The sequence below is a fragment of the Thiorhodovibrio litoralis genome, from assembly GCF_033954455.1.
Classification (GTDB): domain Bacteria; phylum Pseudomonadota; class Gammaproteobacteria; order Chromatiales; family Chromatiaceae; genus Thiorhodovibrio; species Thiorhodovibrio litoralis.
Window position 1 is genome coordinate 1551987 of record NZ_CP121473.1, and the last position, 20384, is coordinate 1572370.

20 protein-coding genes are annotated in these 20384 nt (G+C 62.2%); 8 read left to right on the forward strand and 12 right to left on the reverse strand.

The genetic code is table 11. The features are described from left to right. Positions 1-54 precede the first annotated feature (54 nt). Positions 55-861 carry an ABC transporter ATP-binding protein gene (locus Thiosp_RS06785; protein ID WP_201063420.1) on the reverse strand — a complete coding sequence of 269 codons (807 nt, stop codon included), beginning with the start codon at positions 859-861 and terminating at the stop codon, positions 55-57. Continuing rightward, on the reverse strand, positions 861-2039 hold the full coding sequence (locus Thiosp_RS06790) for an MlaE family ABC transporter permease (RefSeq protein ID WP_201063422.1): 1179 nt from the start codon (positions 2037-2039) through the stop codon (positions 861-863). The genes Thiosp_RS06785 and Thiosp_RS06790 overlap by 1 nt, the downstream gene beginning before the upstream one ends. Positions 2040-2176: 137 nt before the next feature. Here Thiosp_RS06790 and Thiosp_RS06795 point away from each other — a divergent pair, with 137 nt between their 5' ends. Then, positions 2177-3103, forward strand: coding sequence for an SAM-dependent methyltransferase (locus Thiosp_RS06795; protein WP_201063424.1), 927 nt, complete (start codon positions 2177-2179; stop codon positions 3101-3103). Between the two features lie 47 nt (positions 3104-3150). Then, the gene (locus Thiosp_RS06800; protein ID WP_201063426.1) at positions 3151-4473 is read left to right on the forward strand and encodes an HD-GYP domain-containing protein; all 1323 of its coding nucleotides are present in this window, start codon (positions 3151-3153) and stop codon (positions 4471-4473) included. 112 nt (positions 4474-4585) lie between these two features. Here the strand turns inward: Thiosp_RS06800 and hslO are convergent, their stop codons facing one another. The 3 genes from hslO to Thiosp_RS06815 are packed head-to-tail and all read right to left on the reverse strand — an operon-like array spanning position 4586 to position 6784. Continuing rightward, entirely contained in the window at positions 4586-5536 is a 951-nt protein-coding gene (gene hslO, locus Thiosp_RS06805; protein ID WP_201063428.1) for an Hsp33 family molecular chaperone HslO, read from the reverse strand. Positions 5537-5540: 4 nt separating this feature from the next. After that, positions 5541-6395 (reverse strand): metallophosphoesterase family protein, encoded by an 855-nt coding sequence (locus Thiosp_RS06810; protein WP_201063430.1) that lies wholly within the window; start codon positions 6393-6395, stop codon positions 5541-5543. Then, positions 6392-6784 carry an MTH1187 family thiamine-binding protein gene (locus tag Thiosp_RS06815; protein WP_201063432.1) on the reverse strand — a complete coding sequence of 131 codons (393 nt, stop codon included), beginning with the start codon at positions 6782-6784 and terminating at the stop codon, positions 6392-6394. The genes Thiosp_RS06810 and Thiosp_RS06815 overlap by 4 nt, the downstream gene beginning before the upstream one ends. A 260-nt stretch (positions 6785-7044) precedes the next feature. Here Thiosp_RS06815 and Thiosp_RS06820 point away from each other — a divergent pair, with 260 nt between their 5' ends. After that, on the forward strand, positions 7045-7515 hold the full coding sequence (locus Thiosp_RS06820) for a hypothetical protein (RefSeq protein WP_201063434.1): 471 nt from the start codon (positions 7045-7047) through the stop codon (positions 7513-7515). A gap of 35 nt (positions 7516-7550) precedes the next feature. After that, the gene (locus tag Thiosp_RS06825) at positions 7551-7808 is read left to right on the forward strand and encodes a hypothetical protein (protein WP_201063436.1); all 258 of its coding nucleotides are present in this window, start codon (positions 7551-7553) and stop codon (positions 7806-7808) included. A 250-nt stretch (positions 7809-8058) separates the two neighbouring features. Here the strand turns inward: Thiosp_RS06825 and purN are convergent, their stop codons facing one another. The 6 genes from purN to Thiosp_RS06855 form a co-directional block, all read right to left on the reverse strand. After that, on the reverse strand, positions 8059-8748 hold the full coding sequence (purN, locus tag Thiosp_RS06830) for a phosphoribosylglycinamide formyltransferase (protein ID WP_201063438.1): 690 nt from the start codon (positions 8746-8748) through the stop codon (positions 8059-8061). 287 nt (positions 8749-9035) lie between these two features. Continuing rightward, the gene (gene purM, locus Thiosp_RS06835; RefSeq protein ID WP_201063440.1) at positions 9036-10094 is read right to left on the reverse strand and encodes a phosphoribosylformylglycinamidine cyclo-ligase; all 1059 of its coding nucleotides are present in this window, start codon (positions 10092-10094) and stop codon (positions 9036-9038) included. Positions 10095-10265: 171 nt separating this feature from the next. After that, on the reverse strand, positions 10266-10838 hold the full coding sequence (rfbC, locus tag Thiosp_RS06840) for a dTDP-4-dehydrorhamnose 3,5-epimerase (protein ID WP_201063441.1): 573 nt from the start codon (positions 10836-10838) through the stop codon (positions 10266-10268). A 135-nt stretch (positions 10839-10973) separates the two neighbouring features. Next, a complete protein-coding gene (gene rfbA / locus Thiosp_RS06845) occupies positions 10974-11849 on the reverse strand; it encodes a glucose-1-phosphate thymidylyltransferase RfbA (protein WP_201063443.1) in 876 nt (291 codons plus the stop codon). After that, complete coding sequence (gene rfbB, locus Thiosp_RS06850; protein WP_201063446.1) at positions 11846-13048, reverse strand: dTDP-glucose 4,6-dehydratase; 1203 nt, start codon at positions 13046-13048, stop codon at positions 11846-11848. Before rfbB ends, rfbA begins: the two co-directional genes overlap by 4 nt. Positions 13049-13110: 62 nt before the next feature. Next, the gene (locus tag Thiosp_RS06855) at positions 13111-14370 is read right to left on the reverse strand and encodes a glucose-1-phosphate adenylyltransferase (protein WP_201063448.1); all 1260 of its coding nucleotides are present in this window, start codon (positions 14368-14370) and stop codon (positions 13111-13113) included. A gap of 472 nt (positions 14371-14842) precedes the next feature. Between Thiosp_RS06855 and gpmI the strand changes: the two genes are divergently transcribed. From gpmI to sohB, 3 genes are all read left to right on the forward strand, one after another. Then, positions 14843-16390 (forward strand): 2,3-bisphosphoglycerate-independent phosphoglycerate mutase, encoded by a 1548-nt coding sequence (gene gpmI / locus Thiosp_RS06860; RefSeq protein ID WP_201063450.1) that lies wholly within the window; start codon positions 14843-14845, stop codon positions 16388-16390. A gap of 14 nt (positions 16391-16404) precedes the next feature. After that, on the forward strand, positions 16405-17262 hold the full coding sequence (locus Thiosp_RS06865; RefSeq protein ID WP_201063452.1) for a thymidylate synthase: 858 nt from the start codon (positions 16405-16407) through the stop codon (positions 17260-17262). Positions 17263-17339: 77 nt separating this feature from the next. Beyond that, positions 17340-18359 carry a protease SohB gene (gene sohB, locus Thiosp_RS06870; protein WP_201063454.1) on the forward strand — a complete coding sequence of 340 codons (1020 nt, stop codon included), beginning with the start codon at positions 17340-17342 and terminating at the stop codon, positions 18357-18359. Between the two features lie 26 nt (positions 18360-18385). Here sohB and Thiosp_RS06875 read toward each other — a convergent pair whose 3' ends face one another. Further along, positions 18386-19648, reverse strand: coding sequence for a hypothetical protein (locus Thiosp_RS06875; protein WP_201063456.1), 1263 nt, complete (start codon positions 19646-19648; stop codon positions 18386-18388). Positions 19649-19859: 211 nt separating this feature from the next. Here Thiosp_RS06875 and Thiosp_RS06880 point away from each other — a divergent pair, with 211 nt between their 5' ends. Next, positions 19860-20363 carry a hypothetical protein gene (locus Thiosp_RS06880; RefSeq protein WP_201063457.1) on the forward strand — a complete coding sequence of 168 codons (504 nt, stop codon included), beginning with the start codon at positions 19860-19862 and terminating at the stop codon, positions 20361-20363. Positions 20364-20384: the final 21 nt, after the last annotated feature.

Below are 20384 nucleotides of genomic sequence, written 5' to 3' on the forward strand. Positions count from 1 at the left end.
TCGCCCCTGTTTATGTCGCCCCTGTTGATATCGCCTCAGTTCAGAAGCAGCGGTTCAGAAACTGTCGCCCCGGTTGAGCTCGCCCCGGTTCAGAAACTGGCGTACCTCGGCCAGCTCGGAGTGATCACGCAGCCAACGCGGGTTGCCGGTGGTCAGCATGGTGCGGCGCTCGGTGTCGAGAAAGACCGCATCGTCGCCAATGGCGAAGATGCTGGCCAGCTCATGGGTAATCACAACCATGGTGGTGCCCAGGCTGTCGCGCAGTTGCGAAATCAGTTCATCCAATCGCCTGGCGTTTAGCGGGTCGAGGCCGGCAGAGGGTTCGTCGAAGAACAGAATTTGCGGGTCCAGTGCCATGGCGCGCGCGACACCCACGCGTTTGCGCATGCCGCCGCTGATGGCAGCCGGGTAATGGTCGCCGAAACCGGCCAGGCCCACCAGTGCCAGTTTGTAGTCGGCGATGGCGCGGATTTGTGCCGGGCTGAGATCGGTGTGGATCTCGAGCGGCAGACTAACATTCTCGCGCAGGGTCATGGCGCTCCACAGCGCGCCGCTCTGATACATCACGCCCTGGCGGCGCATCAGGGCCATGCGGTCGCTGACGTTGGCATGCCAGAGGTCGACATTCTTGATCAGGACTTGCCCGGTCGTCGGCTCCAGCAGACCGGTCAGGGCGCGCATCAGGGTGCTTTTGCCGCAGCCGCTGCCGCCCATGATGATGAAAATATCCCCGTGCCGGATGGAGAAATTCAGCGCCTGCTGGATCACAGTCTCGCCATAGGCCAGGGTGGTGTCACGCACCTCGACGATGGCCTGGCGTTGCTTGATCTGATCCGGTGTCGGTATTGCGGGTGTCGTCATCACGACAGCCCGATGGCCTGGAAGAGCACCGTCAGCGCGGCGGCGGCAATCACAATGAACAAAATGGCGGTGACCACGGCTGATGTGGTGGCGCGGCCGACCTCCGCCGCACTGCGGCCGCATTGCATGCCGCGCAGGCAGCCGGAGGCGGCGACAATGGCGCCATAGACGGTGGCGCTGATCAGCCCCTGGACCAGATGGTTGAGCGCGATGGCGCTGCGGGTGGCGGTCAGGTATTCGCTGACGGTGAGCCCGGCGACCGTGGTGCCGACGAACAGGCCGCCAAGGATGCCGAACAGGTTGGCATAGATGGCGAGCAGTGGCGTCATCAAGATCAGCGCCAGCAAGCGCGGCATCACCAGAAAGTCCATCGGCGAGATGCCCAGGGTGCGCAGGGCATCGATTTCCTCATTGGCCTGCATGGCGCCGATCTGCGCGGCAAAGGCGGCGCCAGTGCGCCCGGCTAGCACAATGGCGGTGACCAGGGCGCCGATCTGTATAACCATGGCGAGGCCGACTAGGTCGGCGATGTAAATGCGCGCACCGAACTGCGCCAGTTGCTGGTTGCCGATGTAGGCCAGGATCATGCCGACCAGAAAGCACACCAGGCTGACAATGGGCAGGGCGTCGGCGCCGGCGGCCTCCACGATCAGCCAGAACTCGGACAGCCGAAAGCGACTCTTGCCGCGCGCCAAGCGCTGCACGGCCAGGGTGCCCTCGCCGAAGAATCGCATGATCTCGCCGGTGGCCTGGGCGAGTTCGAGGAAGTCGACTCCGAGATGTCCGAAGAAGCCCTGCGACTTAGGCTCGGGCGCGGCCGGGTCGTGCGTGCCGGGCTCGGCGCGCGCCAACTCGAGCAGATCGCGCAGCGGGGCGGGCAGCGCGGAGATGTCGCAGGGGATACCGCGCTTCTTGCACGCCTGCTGCAGCGCGAGAATGCAAACCACCAGGCTAGAGTCCCAGTCTTCGAGCCCCCGCGGGCTGAGGACGAGCCGGTGAAGATCGGGCATCTGGCCAAGGCGCTGCAACAGCTGCCCGCAATCGGGTGGGTGGCCTGTCATGCTCCAGCGTCCGCCGAGCTCGAGCTGGGCGCACCCATCAGTGGGCGTACCGAGGACGGCGGTGGCGGGCTTGCCGTGGCTTGCGCTGTCTGGCTGAATGGATGTATCAGTTGGCATTGGACCAGGCGCGCCGCCAGCAGGATTCTCGCCGGCGGCTCTTCGGTGTTAAAGTCAAGGGTCGGGCCCGCGCCGGACGCGGGCCGCCACCAGGGTGTCTCGCCCAGGCTGAATCGATTACGGCCGGAGGCTTTCAGATGACCAAGACAACGGGCAAATGGCGCGATCTGCCGACCAGTGTCGGATTTTTGAACTGGTTATTCAATCCGCTGCGGCGCAAAGATGTGCGCTCAGTTTACGATCTCTTGTTAGATCAGTCGCCGACCGAGCGCGCGCGCTACCTGAATCTCGGCTACTGGGCGCAGGCGCATGCGCTCGATGACGCCTGCGATGACTTGGTGCGGTTAGTGGGCGAGCGCGCCCGCCTGAGCGCTGAGGATCAGCTGCTCGATGTCGGGTTTGGCTTCGGCGATCAAGACTTGCTGTGGTGGCGGGAGTTTGGGCCGAAGCGCATCAAGGGGCTCAACATTACTGCCTCGCAGGTCGCGGTGGCGCGCGCGCGCATTGCGGAGCAGGAGCTGTCGCAGCAGATCGATCTGCGGCTGGGCTCGGCGACGGCCATGCCGGTCGCGGCGGCCTCGGTCGATGTGGTCGTGGCGCTCGAGTGTGCTTTTCATTTTCAAACGCGCGAGCGCTTCTTTGCCGAGGCGTTTCGGGTCCTGCGCCCGGGCGGGCGTTTGGTGCTGGCCGATATCATTCCTCTGCCATTGGCTTCAGGCGGGCGCGAGCGCTGGCTGCAGCGCGCGACCTGGGCGCTGGTGGCCGGGAAGTTCTCGATTCCCAAGGGCAACGCCTATCCAATCGCGCCCTATCACGACAAGCTCGCGGCCGCAGGCTTTGGCCAGATTGAGGTCGAGTCCATTCGCGATCAAGTCTATCAGCCGCTGCACGCGCACTTGCGCGCGCAGCCTGAGATTCTCTCCCGGTTTCATCCGCTGCTCGCCATGGTGGTGCGTTGGTCACTGAAGGCCGATGCGGCTGCCTTGTTTGCCGGGCTCGATTATGTGCTTGCTTCGGCGGTTAAACCTGGCGCTGAGCCGCTTGCGCAAGACGCTCACCCCTGAAATGACAAAAATGGTTGCGGTTTTGCGCTAGCCTTAGCCGGTCTTCTATGGCATTGATAAAAACTGCTGTTGAACGTCTGCGAGTTGGGGTGTTCATCCAAATCGACACCCCATGGATGCAACATCCCTTTCTGACCAACAGTTTCAAGATTCGCTCTGAAAAGCAGCTCAAGGTGCTGCGCTCGCTGGGTGTGGAGCATGTGCAGGTGGACGAGGAGCGCAGCGACTGCGTTCCCCTCGAGCCCGGGGAGGCGCATGCTCCAACTCCTGATGTTGGGCTTGAGCCGGCACTTGACGAGTTGGCCGAGGAGGCCTCGGCCATGGCGTCCGACCCGAGTCTGGACGCGGAAACCGCGGCCCTGTGGGAGAAAAAGAACGAGCGCATCCGGAAGCTCAAGGAAAGACGCTCGCGGCTTAATCAGTGCGCCAAACGCTATTCCAGCTCTGTCAGTTCGGCGCGCAAGCTATTCCCGATGATGCGGTCCATGCCGGTCGAGGCATTGCGCGAAGCCAATGAGCTTGTCTCCGCCATGGTCGACGAGCTTGGCTCGGATCAGGAAGCCACGGTCCAGCTCGTCAACCTCAAGCATCTCGAGGAGAACAACTATTTTCACGCCATCAATGTGGTGTCGCTGGCGTTGGTGCTGGGGCAGGATTTGTCGCTCAATGCCAGGGATTTACGCATTCTCGGGCTCGGGGCCTTGTTTCACGACCTCGGACACCAACAGGTGCCGTCGCAGATTTTGCTCAAGAAAGGCGCCTTCACGACGCCGGAGCTGATGGTCTACCGTCGCCACCCGGGGCTGGGGCTGAAGATTGCCCAGGGTATTCCGACCTTGCCGCAGCCGGTGATCGAGATCATCGGCAAGCATCATGAGCATCTTGACGGGAGCGGTTATCCACAGGGGCTGCGCGAGCAGGATCTCGGCATGCTGACCCGGATTATCACCATCGTGAATCGCTACGATAATCTGTGTAATGGCTTTAACATGCGCCGCGGCTTGTCGCCGCATCAGGCAGTGTCGCTGATGTTCTCGAAGGAAAAAGCCCGCTACGACGGCCAGGTGCTGAATACCTTTATCTCTTGTCTCGGTGTGTATCCGCCGGGCACCGTGGTGCGCCTTGAAGACGAGCGCCTGGCCGTGGTCACCTCGGTCAACCGCGAGAATCTTGCCAAGCCCAATGTGCTGGTCTATGCCCCCGATGTGCCCATGGAAGAGGCCGTGATTCTGGATCTGTCTGAAGAAGATTTCGCGGTGCGCGAGAGCCTGCATGTCGATGCCCTGAGTCAGGATCAGATCGAGTATCTGAATGTCTCCGACAAGCTGAGCTACTACTTCGAGAAGAAAAAGCGCGGGCGCCGGGGCTGAGCCTTTCAGCTGAACGCTGATCGGTCAGATCAAGGTATCCAGATCCCGACCACAATTGAGTGCGCGGTTTGGGGCGGGAAATGGGCTTGGGGCAAGTCAGAAGTCGCAAGTCTCACTGCCGCTGCGACGGGGCGGCACTGGGAACGCTGGTCGCGAAAAGCTCACTGACATCGACAGCGTCGAAACGATACTCCCGGTTGCAGAATTCACAAGTCACCTCGACCGAGCCGCGCTCGGCGATCAGGGCGTTGAGATCGTTATGGCCGAGGGCGCGCAGGGTGGTGGCGATGCGTCCGCGCGAGCAGGTGCAACGGAAGGCGACCGGTTCGGGCTCGAACACGCGTACCTGATCGGTATGAAATAGCCGGTGCAGGAGCTGGTTGAACGGCAGCTGCAGCATTTCGGTGCTGCTCAGGGTGTCGGCCAGCAGCTGGCAGCGATCCCAGGCGTCTTCATCCGATTCAGGATCATCTGGCGCATTCGCTGCCCCATTTGCTGCCCCATTTACCGTCGGATCTTCTGTGGGATTCTTTGAGGGTTGATCCGGCAGTCGCTGCAGCAGCAGGCCGAAGGCGGAACTCTCGCCGATGGCGATCCACAGCCGCGTGGGCAGTTGCTCGGAGACGTCGAAGTAGTGCCCGATGGCCGCAGCCATGCTGTCGCCCTGCAGCGGCACCACGCCTTGATAGCTATGGCCGTCATCGGGCTCGATGGTCATGACCAGTTGCGCGGGGCCGAGCAGATCTGCGAGCTGGCTGCTTTGCTGCAGCGGCTCGCGCCAGCGAGCCAGGCCGCGCAGGGTGCGCTCATGCGTGGCCTGTGCAATCAGCGTATGCAGGGGGCCATCGCCGCGCGCCTGCAGCGTCAGGCTGCCCTTGAACTTGAGTGTCGCGCTCAGCAGCACGGCGCTCACCAGGGCCTCGCCGAGTGGCTGGCGCACTGCGGGCGGGTAAGGGTGGCGCTCGAGCAGGGCGCGCCAGCTGGCGTCGAGGCGCACCAACTCACCGCGCACGCCCAGGCGTTCGAGGAGAAAGCGTTGCAACTGGTCGGCTTCGAGCGTCATGGTGTTACTGGTGATCGCGCATAAAGTTGTCGACCGACTGCTGCAGATCGATCTCACCCGCCATCACGGCGGCCTCGTACTGGTGTCGCCAGTAGGCGAGCAGCGGGCGTGCCTGCTGCCATTCGGCAAAGATCACTTGTGCCAGCGGCCCGCCCTGGTCAAGAAAGCCGGATTCCTCGAAGCGCCGGGTCGTTTGCTCGCGGTCGTAGGCGAAACGGCGGATCTCGCTGTTCCAGCGTCCATGGTGAAAACTGAACAGGCCCAGGCTGCCGCGCGGGTCTTCGTCAAAGGGTGAGCCGACTGAGCCGACGTTGACCAGATCCATGCCAAAAATCCGCCGCTGATGGACTTTGTGCGTGTGACCGGTAATGTACAGGGCCAGATCAGCCGGCAGCTTGCCCTGCAGGGATTCATCGCTGGTGCGTGCGGACACCCCGTCGCGGTTGCCTGCCAGGGTGCCGTGGGCGACGTGAACCCAATGATCCGCGCCGACTCCTGGCTGGTCGCTGGGCGCATCGAAACACAGATGATCTGGCCAGTGATCCAGTGCACTGACAAGATCGCCGAGCTGGCGGCAAGCCCAGTCGGTGAAGGCGAACATCTCGAGTTCCTGCGCTGAACGCGGCCCCTCGTGGCTCCAGCGCGTGACCCAGGTCTCGTGGTTGCCGCGCACCGCGAGCCAGCCGTCCCGGCGCTGGCGCTGATCGAACAAGGCCACACAGCGGTCGTTGTCGGGGCCGCGGTTGACCAGATCGCCAGCGGTGGCAACCAGATCCGGCTGCCAGGCGTCGATCAGCGCGACGGCTTCCTCGAACGCCTGGATGTTGGCCTGAACATCGGAGAAGACTGCGACTTTCATGTCAGTGCCGTCTCGCGCCTGGCGTCCGCGTCCTCGCCAGACGCGGCGGGCGGTTCCGATGCAAGCAGGGTCTGTGCCTCCGTTGACTGCTGGCGGCGCCGATTGACCGAATCCACCTTGCCGCGCAGGCGCTCGTGAGCATCAGCGCGAATATCGAACTTCGCTGTTGCATAGACGCGTTCGCAGCCGAGGTCGGCAAGGATCGCCTGCGCGCGCTCGATCAGGACCAGTGCTTCGCCGAGGGTGTCGGTTTCGATCTGGGTGCCCATGGCGTTGAGCTGGTGGGCATGGCCACTGGCGGCGATCATGTCGACCACTGGGGCGATGAAACGGCTCAGGCTGCTACCCTGATCGACCGGGAAAATACTGAGGTCGAGTAAGACGGACATGGGTTTGTGTTCCAGGCTGGTCAACGGCAGAGCTCGGGGCGCGAAGACGCTACCGGGACTGATGTAAAGGTAAGATTGAGGCAAGCAAGTTATCGTGCAATCCGTGCCGATTCAATCCACAATTGTCATGCGCGCTGTCGGCGTCCCGCTCCAGCGGTCTTTTGCTCGGCATCGCGCTTGCCTAGCGCCTGGCAGGCCACTTGGTTCGAGACCTGGTCTGCGGCCTGCTACGCAACCTCAAACGCGAACGGAGATCAAGATTGAAGATAGAGACCGGCCTCGATGAGCTTGCCGAGCCTGACTGGGACAATCCCTTGCAGATTACCCTGACGCCGGAGCTGTTGGCAAAGAGCCTGATGGATACCGCCACCGCCGTGCATACCGGCTGGGAGACCTGCGTGCAGGAAGACGCGGTGCTGAATCAGATCGTCGCCATGGACGACTCCGGGAAGAATTCGGTGCGTCTGCTCGAACAGGAATTTGCCGACGAGGAAGAAGCCGACGTGGTGTGGCATGACTGGACGCTCGAGGTCTGCGTCGGGCGGGTCTTGACCATTGGCCACTGGCATCTGCGCAATGACTCGCCACCAGTGGACTGGGAATGGCACGCGCGCCAGGCGGAAAAGGCGTTTCAGCAGGCTTGTGTGCTCATCGGCCGTCGCGCCCGCAGTGGGCTGTGGGTAGATGAGGCTATGCCGAGCGAGCTGCCTCCGCGGGCCCATCGGCACTAATAGCAAACAAAAAAGACCACAAAGGAGGAAACATCATGTCCCACCGACTGCTCGTCCTTGGTTGCGAAACCATGCGCGACGGGGTGGTTGTCGCGGGTATTTTCTTCGCCGCGGCGGTTGCCCTGTTCATGGCTGCACGCTACGTGGTGCCGGCGGACATCGCGCATCTGCAGGCGATCGTGCTGCTGCTTGCGCTAGTGTTGATCATGCTGGCGCCGGTGGTGCTGATCTCGACCTTCCTGCTGTCAGTCCTGCCCGGCGCGCGAGAGAAGCTCGGGCGCTGTGAGCACTGAAGGGCAGGTGCCCGAAAAGGCGCCGGTTTTGCGCCCACCGGTTTTGCGCCCACCGGTTTTGCGCCCACCGGTTTTGCGCCCACCGGTTTTGCGCCCACCGGTTTTGCGCCCACCGGTTTTGCGCCCACCGGTTTTGCGCCCACCGGTTTTGCGCCCACCGGTTTTGCGCCCACCGGTTTTGCGCCCACCGGTTTTGCGCCCATAAGTGCCGCCGAGGCCTCATTTCACGGGCTGGTTTGGGCCATGCCCGTCAGGCATCTGGGGGCTTGCCTGCGGTGGCCGCAACTGCCAGCGGCGCAGTCAGCACCTTTTCGTCGAGACGCGCCTTGCCGTCAGGGTCGAGCCGCAGGCGTCCGCTGGCGAACCAGTGCACCACTTGCGGGTAAATGACATGCTCCTGGGTTAGCACCCGCGCGGCGAGCCGCTCGGGGTCATCGTCCGGCAGCACGGGAACGCGCGCCTGCAGCACGGGCGGGCCGCCGTCGAGTTCTTCGGTGACGAAATGCACGGTCGCGCCATGTTCGCTGTCGCCGGCGGCCAAGGCGCGCTCATGGGTGTGCAGGCCGGGGTATTTCGGCAGCAGCGACGGGTGGATGTTGAGCAGGCGTCCGTGATAGTGGCGGACGAATTCGGGCGTGAGAATGCGCATGAAGCCGGCGAGGACGACCAGTGCCGGATCGAAGCTGTCGATTAGCGCTATGAGCGCGACGTCGAAGGCGGCGCGGTCGCCGAACAGGCGGTGATTTAGCTCGGCTGTGCTGATGCCGGCTGTGCGTGCGCGCTCGAGCCCGCGCACCCCTGGCACATTGCTGATGACGCTGCGAATGTCGATAGGCAGCGCGCCGCTTTGTTGGGCGTCGATCAGGGCTTGCAGATTGCTGCCGCTGCCGGAAATCAGCACGACCAGGGGCAGCGGGGGATTTGGATTTGGAAGAGGCATAGAGGCTCGGCTTGTTTTGGACCGGGTAAGGGTCGCGGGGGACGCCGTGAATACCTCCTTGTAGGCTTGCGATCGCATCCATGCGATCGAACACCCCCGCGCCCCTTACCCGGCCCAAAACTGGAAGCGCATTTGTGAATCAGAAGACGAAGAGGAAGACGCAGGCGAATAGAAGATATTAGAGAGACTGGCGTTTTGCGCGTGGTCCCTGATTACCGAATTGTTGCTCATTAATGTGCTGTGAATCCCATGGATTCTGTCTCTAGGGTGGCTGGGAACCATGAGTGCTAGCGCGTTTCGTCGCTGTAGCGGACCTCTGGGGCACCCTGTCCAACTTCGATTTGGCCGATGAGCCAGGCATGCTCGCCGGCCGCCTCCAGGGCCGCCAGCGCTTGATCGACTTTTTCCGATGGCAGCACGACCAGCATGCCCACACCCATGTTGAAGGTGCGCTGCATTTCGCTCTCGGCAATCTGGCCCTGTTGTTGTAGCCAGGCGAAGACCGGCGGCGGTGTCCAGCTCGTTAGGTCGATTGTGGCTTTGGTGTCGGGCGGTAGCACGCGCGGCAGATTGTCGGTGATGCCGCCGCCGGTGATGTGCGCCAGTGCATGGACGTCCAGTACCTCCAGCAGCGGCAGGAGCGAGGCGACATAGATGCGCGTGGGTGCGAGCAGGGCGTCGCCAAGGCTGGTATCGCCGCAGGGGCTGTTCAGGTCGGCGCCGCTGCGCTCGAGCACCCGGCGGATCAGCGAGTAGCCATTGGAATGCGGGCCGGAGGAGGCTAACGCCAGGATGCTGTCGCCCGGGCGCACGCGCTCGGGGCCGAGCAGGGCGTCCTTTTCAACCAGGCCAACGCAGAAGCCGGCGAGGTCATAGTCGCCGGGCTGGTACATGCCGGGCATCTCGGCGGTCTCGCCGCCGATCAGCGCGCAGCCGGCTTGGCGGCAGCCTTCGGCAATGCCGGCGATGACGGCTGTGGCGACCTCAAGCTCGAGCTTGCTGGTGGCATAGTAGTCGAGAAAGAACAGCGGCTCGGCTCCGGTGACCAGGATGTCGTTGGCGCACATGGCGACCAGGTCGATGCCGATGCCGTCGTGTTGCCCGCTCTCGATGGCGAGCTTGAGCTTGGTGCCGACGCCGTCGGTACCCGAGACCAGCACCGGGTTACGGTATTGGCCGAGGGGGAGTTCGAACAGGCCGCCAAAGCCGCCCAGGCTGCCGACGCCGGGGCGGGTGGTCGCTGCGGCGAGCGGCTTGATGCGCTCGACCAGCTCGGCGCCGGCGTCGATGTCGACACCGGCGCTGCGATAATCGAGCGTTGGTTGGTTGCTGTGGGGTTCGCTCATAGGAGTTACAGATGAGTTATCGGTTTTGGGGCGGGTGACGGGCGCGGGGGTTTCCAGCGGCAGGACGCGAAAGCCTACATGGAAGTATTTACGGCGTCCCCCGCGACCGTCACCCGGCCCAAACAAGCCGAAATCCGATGAGACTGAGCTGTAACGATCCCAGGTGCGGTCTCATGTGCGCGCCGGTCGTTTGAACAGCGGCAGTCGTTCCGGGGCTATCTCGGCGAGCGGGAGCGCGTTGCGGTCGGCATCGGACAGCGTGGGCGGACCGCTCAACGGCCAGTCGATGCCGATGGCCGGGTCGTCCCAGCGCACCGAGAATTGGGTCTCGGGGTGGTAGCTGTCGGTGCATTTGTAGCTGAACAATGCGTCTTCAGCCGTTACCAGGTAGCCGTGGGCAAAGCCTGCTGGCACCCAGAATTGATGCTTGTTCTCTTCGCTCAGCAGGCAGCCATGCCAACGCCCGAAGCTGGGCGAGCCGCGGCGCACATCGACGGCCACGTCGAAGACCTCTCCACGCAGCACCTGCACCAGCTTACCCTGGGCGTATGGGTTTTGCAGATGCAGTCCGCGCAGTACTCCGCGACGGGAATAGGCGAGGTTGTCTTGCACAAAGGTGGGCCCGATGCCGGCTTCGGCGTAGCGCTCCTGCTGCCAGGTTTCGAGGAAAAAGCCGCGCTCGTCGCCGAAGACCTGAGGCTCGATGATGAGGACGCCGGGGAGTGGAGTGGTGATGACGTTCACAATGCTGAGTCTTTGTAAGGGAAAAGGGTAAATCGCAAAGATTCGTTTGCGGTGCGGTCTGAATTGTCTTGAACTATAGAAACTTTTTGTCTGCGGTGGTCGGGGTCACAAAGTTCGGATGGCTGTCGGGACGCTTCACTCGGCTGGCAACAGGCGCAGCAGATAATCGCCGTAGCCGCTCTTGCGCAAGGGCTCGGCCAGTGCGCGTAATTGCGTCGCGTCGATCCAGCCCTGCAGGTAGGCCATTTCCTCGGGAGAGCAGATCTTGAGCCCCTGGCGCTGCTCGATTGCCTGAATGAAATTAGCCGCCTGCAGCAAGGACTCCTGGGTGCCGGTGTCGAGCCAGGCGATGCCACGGCCGAGCTTTTCAAGATACAGCTCACCCTGGGCCAGGTAGCGGTTGTTGAGATCGGTAATTTCCAGCTCGCCGCGCGGGGAAGGGCGCAGATCGGCGGCGATGTCGCAGACCTGCTCGTCGTAAAAATAAATGCCAGTGACCGCGTGATTGGACTTCGGCTGTGCGGGTTTCTCCTCAAGGCTGATGACCTGACCATCACCGTTAAACTCGGCCACGCCATAGCGCTCCGGGTCCCTGACCTGGTAGCCAAAGACGGTCGCTCCAGTGGTGCGAGCCGCGGCATGCTTCAGGCAGGGGGTCAGACCACCGCCGTAGAAGATGTTGTCGCCCAGGATCAGGCAGCAGGGTTGATCCGCAATGAAATCCCGACCGATCAAAAAGGCCTGCGCCAGGCCACCAGGCTCGGGCTGCACGGCATATTCGAGCGCCAGGCCCCATTGGTGTCCATCACCGAGCAGGGCGCGAAATGCGTCCTGATCCTGCGGGGTGGTGATGATCAGAATCTCTCGGATGCCGGCCAGCATCAGCACCGACAGCGGATAGTAGATCATCGGCTTGTCATAGACCGGCATGAGCTGTTTGCTGACCGCAATGGTCAAGGGATGCAGACGGGTGCCTGCGCCGCCGGCGAGGATGATGCCTTTGCGCGTCATGACGTCGAGGTGGTGCTTGTTTGGGCGCCTGTTGGAACGCTGCTGGTTTGGGAGCCGGCCAAAGAACTGGCTGGTGAGCTGCCGGGCGGCTCGCTGGAGGCCGGATCACTGATGGCGGGATCACTGATGTCCTGATCACCATTCGCCGGCATGCCAAGCCGTTGGCCGCGATAGCTGCCGTCCATCACGCGCGTGATCCATTCCTTGTGCGTCAGGTACCAGTCGATGGTGCGCTGCATCCCGGAGGAAAAGCTTTCGCGCGGTGCCCAGCCAAGCTCGGCTTTGATCTTGCTCGCATCAATGGCGTAGCGGCGATCGTGCCCGGGTCGGTCTGGCACGAAGGACTTGAGCAGTCGATGCGGTCGGTAGGGCGAATCCGGCAGGGCGTCGTCGAGCAGGTCGCACAGGGTGTCGACCACCTCCAGATTGGTCTTCTCGCTGTCGCCGCCGATGTTGTAGACCTCTCCGGGCTGTCCCGCCTCAAGCACCAGGGCGATGGCGCGGCAATGGTCTTCCACGAACAGCCAGTCACGCACATTGCCGCCGTCGCCGTAGATGGGCAGGGGTTGTCCGGCCATGGCTTTGCCGATGATCAGCGGAATGAGCTTCTCGGGAAACTGGAAAGGCCCGTAGTTGTTTGAACAGTTGGTGGTCAGCACCGGTAGTCCGTAGGTGTGATGCCAGGCCCGTACCAAGTGGTCCGAGGCCGCCTTTGAGGCCGAATACGGCGAGTTTGGTGCATAGGCCGTGGTCTCGGTGAATTTACCGTTGGCGCCGAGGGAGCCATAGACCTCGTCGGTCGAGACATGCAGAAAGCGGAAGTTGTCGCGCCGTTCCGCCGGGAGCTCCGCCCAATAGGCGCGCGTGCAGTCAAGCAGATTGAAGGTGCCGAGGATGTTGGTTTCCATGAAGGCGGCCGGCCCGTCGATGGAACGGTCCACATGGCTCTCGGCGGCAAAATTCACCACAGCATCGATTTGATACCGCGACAGCAACTCGCTGACCAGTGCGCGATCGCCGATGTCGCCCTGCACGAAGATGTGGCGCATCTCCTCGCTCAAGTCGACCAGAGTATCGAGGTTGCCGGCGTAGGTCAGCTTGTCGAGATTGATGATGCGGGCATCGCTTTCACCCAGCATCAGATGGACGAAATTGCCGCCGATAAAGCCGGCTCCGCCGGTAACCAGGATGTTCTGCATCCGTTTTTTCTAGCCCCTAATGATGCCTTGAGTCCCGGATCGGGACTCAGACGAGGTGATGCTTATTCGGAATAGCCGCGACCGGTGCCGCGGGTGTCGCGGGCGAAGAAACCAACCAGGCCGGAAGGCACCACGGTGACGCCGCCCGGGCTGACGTTAAATCGTTGCTTGTCCGCGTCCGGGTCGTAGCCGATGACGGTGCCGGGGTCGATGATGTTGTGGCGATCGACGATGACACGGCGCAGGCGAGCGCCCCGACAGACGCGCACATAGTCCATGATAATGCAGTCTTCGAGCTCGACGTCTTCCTCGATCACCGCCTCGCGGCGGATGATGGAATTGCTGATGCGGGTGTTTTCGTGAATCACCGTCGCTGCGCCAAGCAGCGAGTTGGTGACCTGCCCGCCGAGCACGCGCGCGACCGGCCCCTGGTAGTTGCTGGAATAAATCGGCCAATCCGGGTTGAAGGCATCGAATACCGGCTCGGCGCCGAGCACGTCCTTATGGGCATTGAAGTAGGCATCGATGCCACCGACATCGCGCCAGTAGACACGGGCCTCGTAAGGCTTGATATTGGGGATTTCGTTGGTGGAAAAATCGTAGGAGAACAATCGCTTGCCGCCGGCTAGCAGGCGCGGCAGCACATGCTGGCCGAAGTCGGTTTCGCCCGCCTGCTGGGAATCGTACAGGGCATTGAGCAGTACCTTGGTGTCGAACACATAATTGCCCATGGAGGCAAAAGCGCTGTTCGGGTCCCCTGGCATTGGGCTTGGGTTGACGGGTTTTTCCTGAAAGCCGCTGATGCGCCCGTCCTCGTCGGCGACGATGACGCCAAAGCTTTTCGCTTCCTCCAGCGGAACCGGCAGCGCGGCGATGGTTGCATCGGCCTCGCGTTCCTTGTGGAAGTCGATCATCTGACGGATGTCCATGCGATAGATGTGATCGGCGCCAAAGACCACCACTAGATCGGGCGCATGTTCCTCAAGGAGATTGATGTTCTGATTGACTGCGTCGGCCGTGCCTTGAAACCAGTTCGATCCGGTGCGCATCTGCGGCGGCACCACGGTGACGAACTGATCCTGCAACAGTGGCGAGATGGTCCAGGCCTTGCGCACATGCTCGATCAGCGACTGCGACTTGTACTGCACCAGCAGGTAAATGGTGCGAATCTGCGAGTTGATCAGATTGCTCAGCACGAAGTCGACGATACGGTAGCGCGAGCCAAAGGGAACCGATGGCTTGGAGCGAGCAGAGGTGAGTGGTTGCAGGCGGGAACCTTGACCTCCCGCCATGACGAAAGCGATGATTCTGTCAGCTGACATCTTTTCCTCTCTGGCCCCGGCCGCGTCCGGTGGCCCTCAGTGTGAATGATGCGGTCATTATTGTGGCGGCGCCGGTCGCCGCCGCGGGCTGACGACCCAAGTCCAATCCAAGCCGGCAGCCCAGCATCCCTTGCGACCGGAAAGCATACGCATCAGAAGCTGTCGCGCGCAACTGCCAGGCTTGCCGAAACCGACTCTTCGGCCGCCGCGCAAGAGCTTCGCTGAGCCTTTTTGCCGGCGCTGGCCTTGCCCTGGCGTGGCTTGATCGCAAATTAGTTCACAAACTGCGATCACAACAGGAATACAATAGGGCTCGTGTCGCGCCCCCTTCAGCGAGCGGGGCGATCGATTAGCCCCCACGGGCTGCGCCCTAGGCTTCACAACCCCAAGATTTCATAAAGATTCCATGATAAGGCGATCGAAATAAAAAGATCGCCGACCAACCCAGTCGATGACAGCACGCATATCTGCCATGAGCGACAAAGATTCCGGAATGAACCGCCGCCCGGTCATTCTCATTATTTTAGACGGTTTCGGTGTCAACCCGAGCAAGGCCCACAATGCCGTGGTGCTCGCGCCGACTCCGCGCCTCGATACCCTGTTCGCCGAGAATTCCCATGCGACCCTGCAGGCCTCCGGACGCTCGGTCGGTTTGCCCGATGGCCAAATGGGCAATTCCGAGGTGGGCCACATGACCATGGGCTCTGGCTGTGTGATCCGCCAGGATCTTGTCCTGATCGACGACGCCATTGCCGATCGCAGCTTCTTTGAGAACCGCGCCCTGGTTGCCGCCGCCCGCCGTGCCGCCGCGCAGGGCCGCCCGCTGCATCTGATGGGTCTGGTTTCCGATGGCGGTGTTCACAGCCACACGCGCCATCTCACTGCGCTGATCAAGCTTGCCAAGCGCAACGGCGTGCGGCCCGTGCTGCACATGATCACCGACGGGCGCGACACGCCGCCGCGGGCCGCATTGGACTATCTCGGCCCGCTCGAGGAGTCCCTCGCCGCCGCCGACGGGACGATCGCGACTGTCTCAGGGCGCTACTACGCCATGGACAGGGACAACCGTTGGGACCGCACCCAGATGGCCTTCGACGCTGTGGTGCACCATAAGGGGCGTAGTGCGGCCAGTGCACGCGAGGCGATCGAGAACGCCTATGCCGCGGGTGAAGATGACGAGTTCATCTGCCCGGCTGTCATTGACGGCGGCGAGGCGCTCCAAGACGATGACACCCTGGTGTTTTTCAACTTCCGCAAGGACCGCCCGCGCCAGACCGTCTCGGCGCTGTTTAATCCGGATTTCGACGATTTCGACCGCGGCGGTTTTCGTCGCGCCGAGGTCACCTGCATGATGGAATACGACCAGTGGTATGGCCTGCCGGTGGCCTTCGACCATGAGTCACCGAGCCTGACTCTGGGTGAAATCATCAGCGATGCCGGGCTGTCCCAGCTGCACTGCGCCGAAACCGAAAAATACGCCCATGTGACCTTCTTCTTCAACGGTGGTCAGAGCGATCCCTACCCCAAGGAAGATCGTATTCTGATCCCGTCGCCCAAGGTTGCCACCTATGACCTGCAGCCCGAGATGAGCGCGCCTGCGGTGGCCGATGCGCTGGTCGGGGCGCTGAATGAGCGTAAGCATGCCTTCATCGTCGCCAACTTCGCCAATGGCGACATGGTCGGCCACACGGCTGTGCGCGAGGCCATCATCGAAGCCGTCACCGTGCTCGACCGCGAGGTCGGCCGGGTGATCGAGGCTGCGCGCGAGAACGGTTATTCCGTGCTGCTGACCGCAGATCACGGCAACTGCGATGAGATGATCGATCCCATCTCCGGGGAGCCCCATACCCGCCACACCTGCTATCCAGTTCCCTGTCTGGTGATCGATGAAATGCCCTGGATTCTGAGCGTCGGTGGCGGCATCGTCGACATCGCCCCCACGGTGCTCACCCTCATGGGCCTGCCGGTTCCGGCCGGCATGCAGGGCAAGTCGTTGCTGCTGAAGCCGGCAAAACGCTAGGCGCCGGTTAGCGCATGGAGCAATATCTGGATTTGATGCGCGACATTCTCGCGCATGGCAGTGATCGCGAAGACCGCACCGGTGTCGGGACGCGCTCGGTTTTCGGCCGGCAGTTGCGTTTTGATCTCAGCGACGGCTTTCCGCTGCTCACCACCAAGAAAGTGCATTTCAGAAGCGTGGTTGTGGAACTGCTGTGGTTTCTTGCCGGCTCGACCGACAACCGCTGGCTGAACGAGCGCGGCGTGACCATCTGGGACGAATGGGCGGCGCCAGATGGCAGTCTTGGCCCCATTTACGGCGCGCAATGGCGGCGCTGGCCTGCCGTCGATGGTGCAACCGCCACCGCAGGCCAATCGATCGATCAACTCGCCGATTTGGTCGAAAGTCTGCGCCGCGATCCCGACTCGCGTCGCCACCTGGTCTCCGCCTGGAATCCGGCGGTGCTGCCGTCGCCCGGCGTTTCCCCCCAAGACAATGCCGCCGCGGGGCGCATGGCCTTGGCGCCCTGTCACTGCCTGTTCCAGTGCTATGTGGATAGTGGTCGGCTTTCCTTGCAGCTCTATCAACGCAGTGCCGATCTGTTTCTCGGCGTGCCCTTCAATATCGCCAGCTACGCGTTGCTGACGCACTTGCTCGCGCAGCAGTGCGATCTCGAGCCGGGCGAGCTGGTGCATACCTTTGGCGATGTGCATTTGTACCGCAATCACCTGACCGACGACATCGTCTATGAGCAGCTGCGCCGCGCGCCACGAGCGCTGCCACGACTCGAAATCAGCCATCGCGCTCCATCACTGTTCGAGTACCAGCCCGAGGATTTTTCCCTGGTCGGTTACGATCCTCACCCGCCCATTCGCGCGCCCATTGCGGTGTAGCTCGGCATTAAGCCGTCGTTCTCATTCCTGCATTTCTGTACTGCCATCTTGCCATTTCTCGCGACACCGGAGCGCGCATGTTGATTGAAGCTTTGATTGAATACGGCCTGTTCGCGGCCAAGGCCCTCACGCTCATGCTGGTGATTGGCCTGCTAGTGCTCCTCCTCCTGCGTGCCCGCTTAGGCTCGGGCGGTGACGATGACGGCCGCCTTGAAATTACCGACCTTGGCGAGCGCTACCGCGACATGGCCCTTGGGCTCAAGCAGGCCATGCTGCCGCCCAAGATCTACAAACAGCTGCTGAAGGAAGAGCGCAAGGGCGAGAAAGAGCGCGCGAAAACGCACGATGAGGAGCGTCGGCGGATTTTCGTGATCGACTTTCACGGCGACATTATGGCCAGCGAGGTCGGCGGGCTGCGCGAGCTGATCTCAGCGCTGCTCCTGGTTCTGCGCAAGCAGGACGAAGTCCTGGTGCGGCTCGAGAACACCGGCGGTGCCGTGCATGAGCATGGTCTTGGCGCCTCGCAGCTGCTGCGGCTGCGCCAGAAAGGCATACCGTTGACCGTCGCCGTGGACAAGGTCGCGGCTAGCGGCGGCTATCTGATGGCGGTGGTGGCCAACAAGATTCTTGCCGCGCCCTTCGCGATCATCGGCTCCATCGGCGTAGTGGCCGAGTTGCCTAATTTCCATCGCTGGCTTGAGCGCAACGGGATTGACTTCGAACTCCAGACCGCCGGCGAATACAAGCGCACCCTGACGCTCTTTGGCGAGAACACCGATGAAGCACGCGCCAAGGTGCGCGAGCAGCTCGAGGACGTGCATAAGCAGTTCAAGGCATTTTTGCTCGAGCATCGCCCCAGTCTGGCGCTTGAGCAGGTCGCGACTGGCGAATACTGGCACGGCGAGCAGGCGCTGGCGCTCGGTTTGGTCGATGAGCTGCAAACGAGCGACGACTACCTGCTCGCGTTGCATCAGGATGCGGACCTCTACAAAGTGAACTATCAGGCCAAGAAAAAGCCGCTCGAGCGCCTGATGGGCTCGTTTAAGCTGCAGCTGGCGCGGGTGTTGGGCGCGCGCTATCAAGCCAGTCATTTGTGATCGAAATCCAGGAATGGCTGCCGTTGTTAGCGATGCGGACGGTATGGAGCGACGAAAAGTAGCACTGTGAGCGCAATGAGAGACATGAAGGCAAGCATGCTGCTCAGTCGATAGGCGAGTCGCCATCCCGGATTTGACTTGCGCACGATGCGAAAGTCTTCGACGTAAACCGTCTCGCAAGCGCCATTGCCGGTGTCGCTGCGCGAGGTGCTGGTGCCGCGTTGAAAGCCACCGTCGTGGGAATAGCGCGCGAGTTGGCCGGAGAAGTGAATCTGATCACCGATCTCGGCTGATTTGATGGCCTCGTAAAGATGCGGTTCGTGCGCAAGCACATGGTTGTTGCTGAGCTGCTGCCAGTTGAAGCTCGCCGCGGCGACTGGATCCTGGGTCGAGATCCAGCAGGTCCAGGTGGTGTTCTTGTAGTCCATGTCGCGGAACGCCCCGCTTGCGACATTCTCGCCCCAGACCACGCACAGATCGCGAATGTTGAGAAAATCCTTCCAGTCCTTGATGTGATAGATGTCCATGAAGGAGTCGCTGTCGTGCAGGCTAACGACCACGCCGTCGAGCGCGTAGTCGAACAAGGGCTCGATCAGGTAGCGGATGCCCTCGGCCTCGACATGAAAGGGCTCCAGATCGGTCGCGGTTTGCCGCGGCTCCTCAAGTTGGCTGAGATCGTAGAAACTGGGGGGCGGGAACTCCTCCTTGCGCCAGTGGCTCCACAGCGCCAGGGCCAGGCTGCTCAAGAACACCAGCAGCGCCAGTTGGTTCAGCAGCCGATACGGGATGCTTGCCGATGGGGTCTGAGCGGTACCTGTGGTGCTGCCGGTTGCGCTATTGGATGCGCCATTGGCAGCGCTGGCGGACGCATTGGCAGCCGCGCTGGCCTGAAGCTGGCGGCGACGCTCGGCTGCTCGGTATTTCTCGAAAACAATGCCGCAACGCTGGCAGATGTCTGTAGGTGGTTGGGAATGACCGCATTTGGGGCATTCGACCTGATCGGATTCGACCTGCAGGGTCGCGGGCTTGCGAAAGGCGGCGGCCGCTGGTGTCGCAGAGGCGGCCATGGGCTCGATCCGGCAGCCAACACCGGCCTGTTCCAGGCTGCGGCGCACCAGTTCTGCGCGCTCGTGCGGCAATGGTGTGGCGAAGCGGCGCGCGTTGCCCCGCAGCAGTGCCCGCGCCTGCTCTGGACTGGTGCGCAGCAATTTCGCTAGCGCCGCGCAGGCCCGCTCCGGATCGGCACCGGGCAGCAAATGGCCGGTGAGCTCGAGGTGACAAGAGTTCATTGATAGCAGCAGCGCATGGGTCGGTGATTTCAAGCCGTGACGGAAGCCGGTCGAGCCGTTAAACTCCCGCCATCAGCGAGCCCGCCATAGAAGCTAGACCGCCCTGTGCCAGCGGTCAAGGCAGCGCGGCGGGTAGTTTTCGCCCCTTTCCATGTTCGGCTTCCATATTTGGCTTCCACATTCGGCGTTTTCGCCGCAGGCAGGAGAATCCATGCCCAGTCTTCCATATCGGCCTTTTCTTGCGATGGTTCTAACCTTGGTCTTGACTCTGGGACTGAGCGGATGCGCGACAGGACAGAGACCGCATTTGTTTGGTGCCGGCCCCGGAGCCCGCTTCAGCGGCGTCTCGGAGCAGAAGGTGTTTGCTCGCGTTCAGCGGTTTTGTGCCGACTATTCGGTTGGCGACAAGCGCCTGGGCAATCTGCTCGCGACTGATGATGCCTTCCGCGCCCTCACGCTCTCGTTATATCGGGGTGAGATGTCCAACGACGAGTACATCGACCGGGTGCTGAGCCTGCATCCCGCCGCCGATGGAAATGTCCCTGCGACTGGTTGTGTGATCGCCAACTTCAACGATTGTCTTGCGGGGAATTGCGGCCGGGAGAAAAACCCGGTGAAGAAATCCGTCAAGGCCAAGGCCGATCACGTCGCTATGCCAGGAACGGAAAAGGGCGAAGTGTCCCAGGCACCAGAGCTCGAGGCCGGGTTCTATTAAGTCCGAGCCGCGCAATGCGCG

Coding starts and splice junctions, on each gene's coding strand:
- Thiosp_RS06785 (WP_201063420.1), bottom strand. CDS start 861: ATGACGACACCCGCAATACCGACACCGGATCAGATCAAGCAACGCCAG.
- Thiosp_RS06790 (WP_201063422.1), bottom strand. CDS start 2,039: ATGCCAACTGATACATCCATTCAGCCAGACAGCGCAAGCCACGGCAAG.
- Thiosp_RS06795 (WP_201063424.1), top strand. CDS start 2,177: ATGACCAAGACAACGGGCAAATGGCGCGATCTGCCGACCAGTGTCGGA.
- Thiosp_RS06800 (WP_201063426.1), top strand. CDS start 3,151: ATGGCATTGATAAAAACTGCTGTTGAACGTCTGCGAGTTGGGGTGTTC.
- hslO (WP_201063428.1), bottom strand. CDS start 5,536: ATGACGCTCGAAGCCGACCAGTTGCAACGCTTTCTCCTCGAACGCCTG.
- Thiosp_RS06810 (WP_201063430.1), bottom strand. CDS start 6,395: ATGAAAGTCGCAGTCTTCTCCGATGTTCAGGCCAACATCCAGGCGTTC.
- Thiosp_RS06815 (WP_201063432.1), bottom strand. CDS start 6,784: ATGTCCGTCTTACTCGACCTCAGTATTTTCCCGGTCGATCAGGGTAGC.
- Thiosp_RS06825 (WP_201063436.1), top strand. CDS start 7,551: ATGTCCCACCGACTGCTCGTCCTTGGTTGCGAAACCATGCGCGACGGG.
- purN (WP_201063438.1), bottom strand. CDS start 8,748: ATGCCTCTTCCAAATCCAAATCCCCCGCTGCCCCTGGTCGTGCTGATT.
- purM (WP_201063440.1), bottom strand. CDS start 10,094: ATGAGCGAACCCCACAGCAACCAACCAACGCTCGATTATCGCAGCGCC.
- rfbA (WP_201063443.1), bottom strand. CDS start 11,849: ATGACGCGCAAAGGCATCATCCTCGCCGGCGGCGCAGGCACCCGTCTG.
- rfbB (WP_201063446.1), bottom strand. CDS start 13,048: ATGCAGAACATCCTGGTTACCGGCGGAGCCGGCTTTATCGGCGGCAAT.
- Thiosp_RS06855 (WP_201063448.1), bottom strand. CDS start 14,370: ATGTCAGCTGACAGAATCATCGCTTTCGTCATGGCGGGAGGTCAAGGT.
- gpmI (WP_201063450.1), top strand. CDS start 14,843: ATGAGCGACAAAGATTCCGGAATGAACCGCCGCCCGGTCATTCTCATT.
- Thiosp_RS06865 (WP_201063452.1), top strand. CDS start 16,405: ATGGAGCAATATCTGGATTTGATGCGCGACATTCTCGCGCATGGCAGT.
- sohB (WP_201063454.1), top strand. CDS start 17,340: ATGTTGATTGAAGCTTTGATTGAATACGGCCTGTTCGCGGCCAAGGCC.
- Thiosp_RS06875 (WP_201063456.1), bottom strand. CDS start 19,648: ATGAACTCTTGTCACCTCGAGCTCACCGGCCATTTGCTGCCCGGTGCC.
- Thiosp_RS06880 (WP_201063457.1), top strand. CDS start 19,860: ATGCCCAGTCTTCCATATCGGCCTTTTCTTGCGATGGTTCTAACCTTG.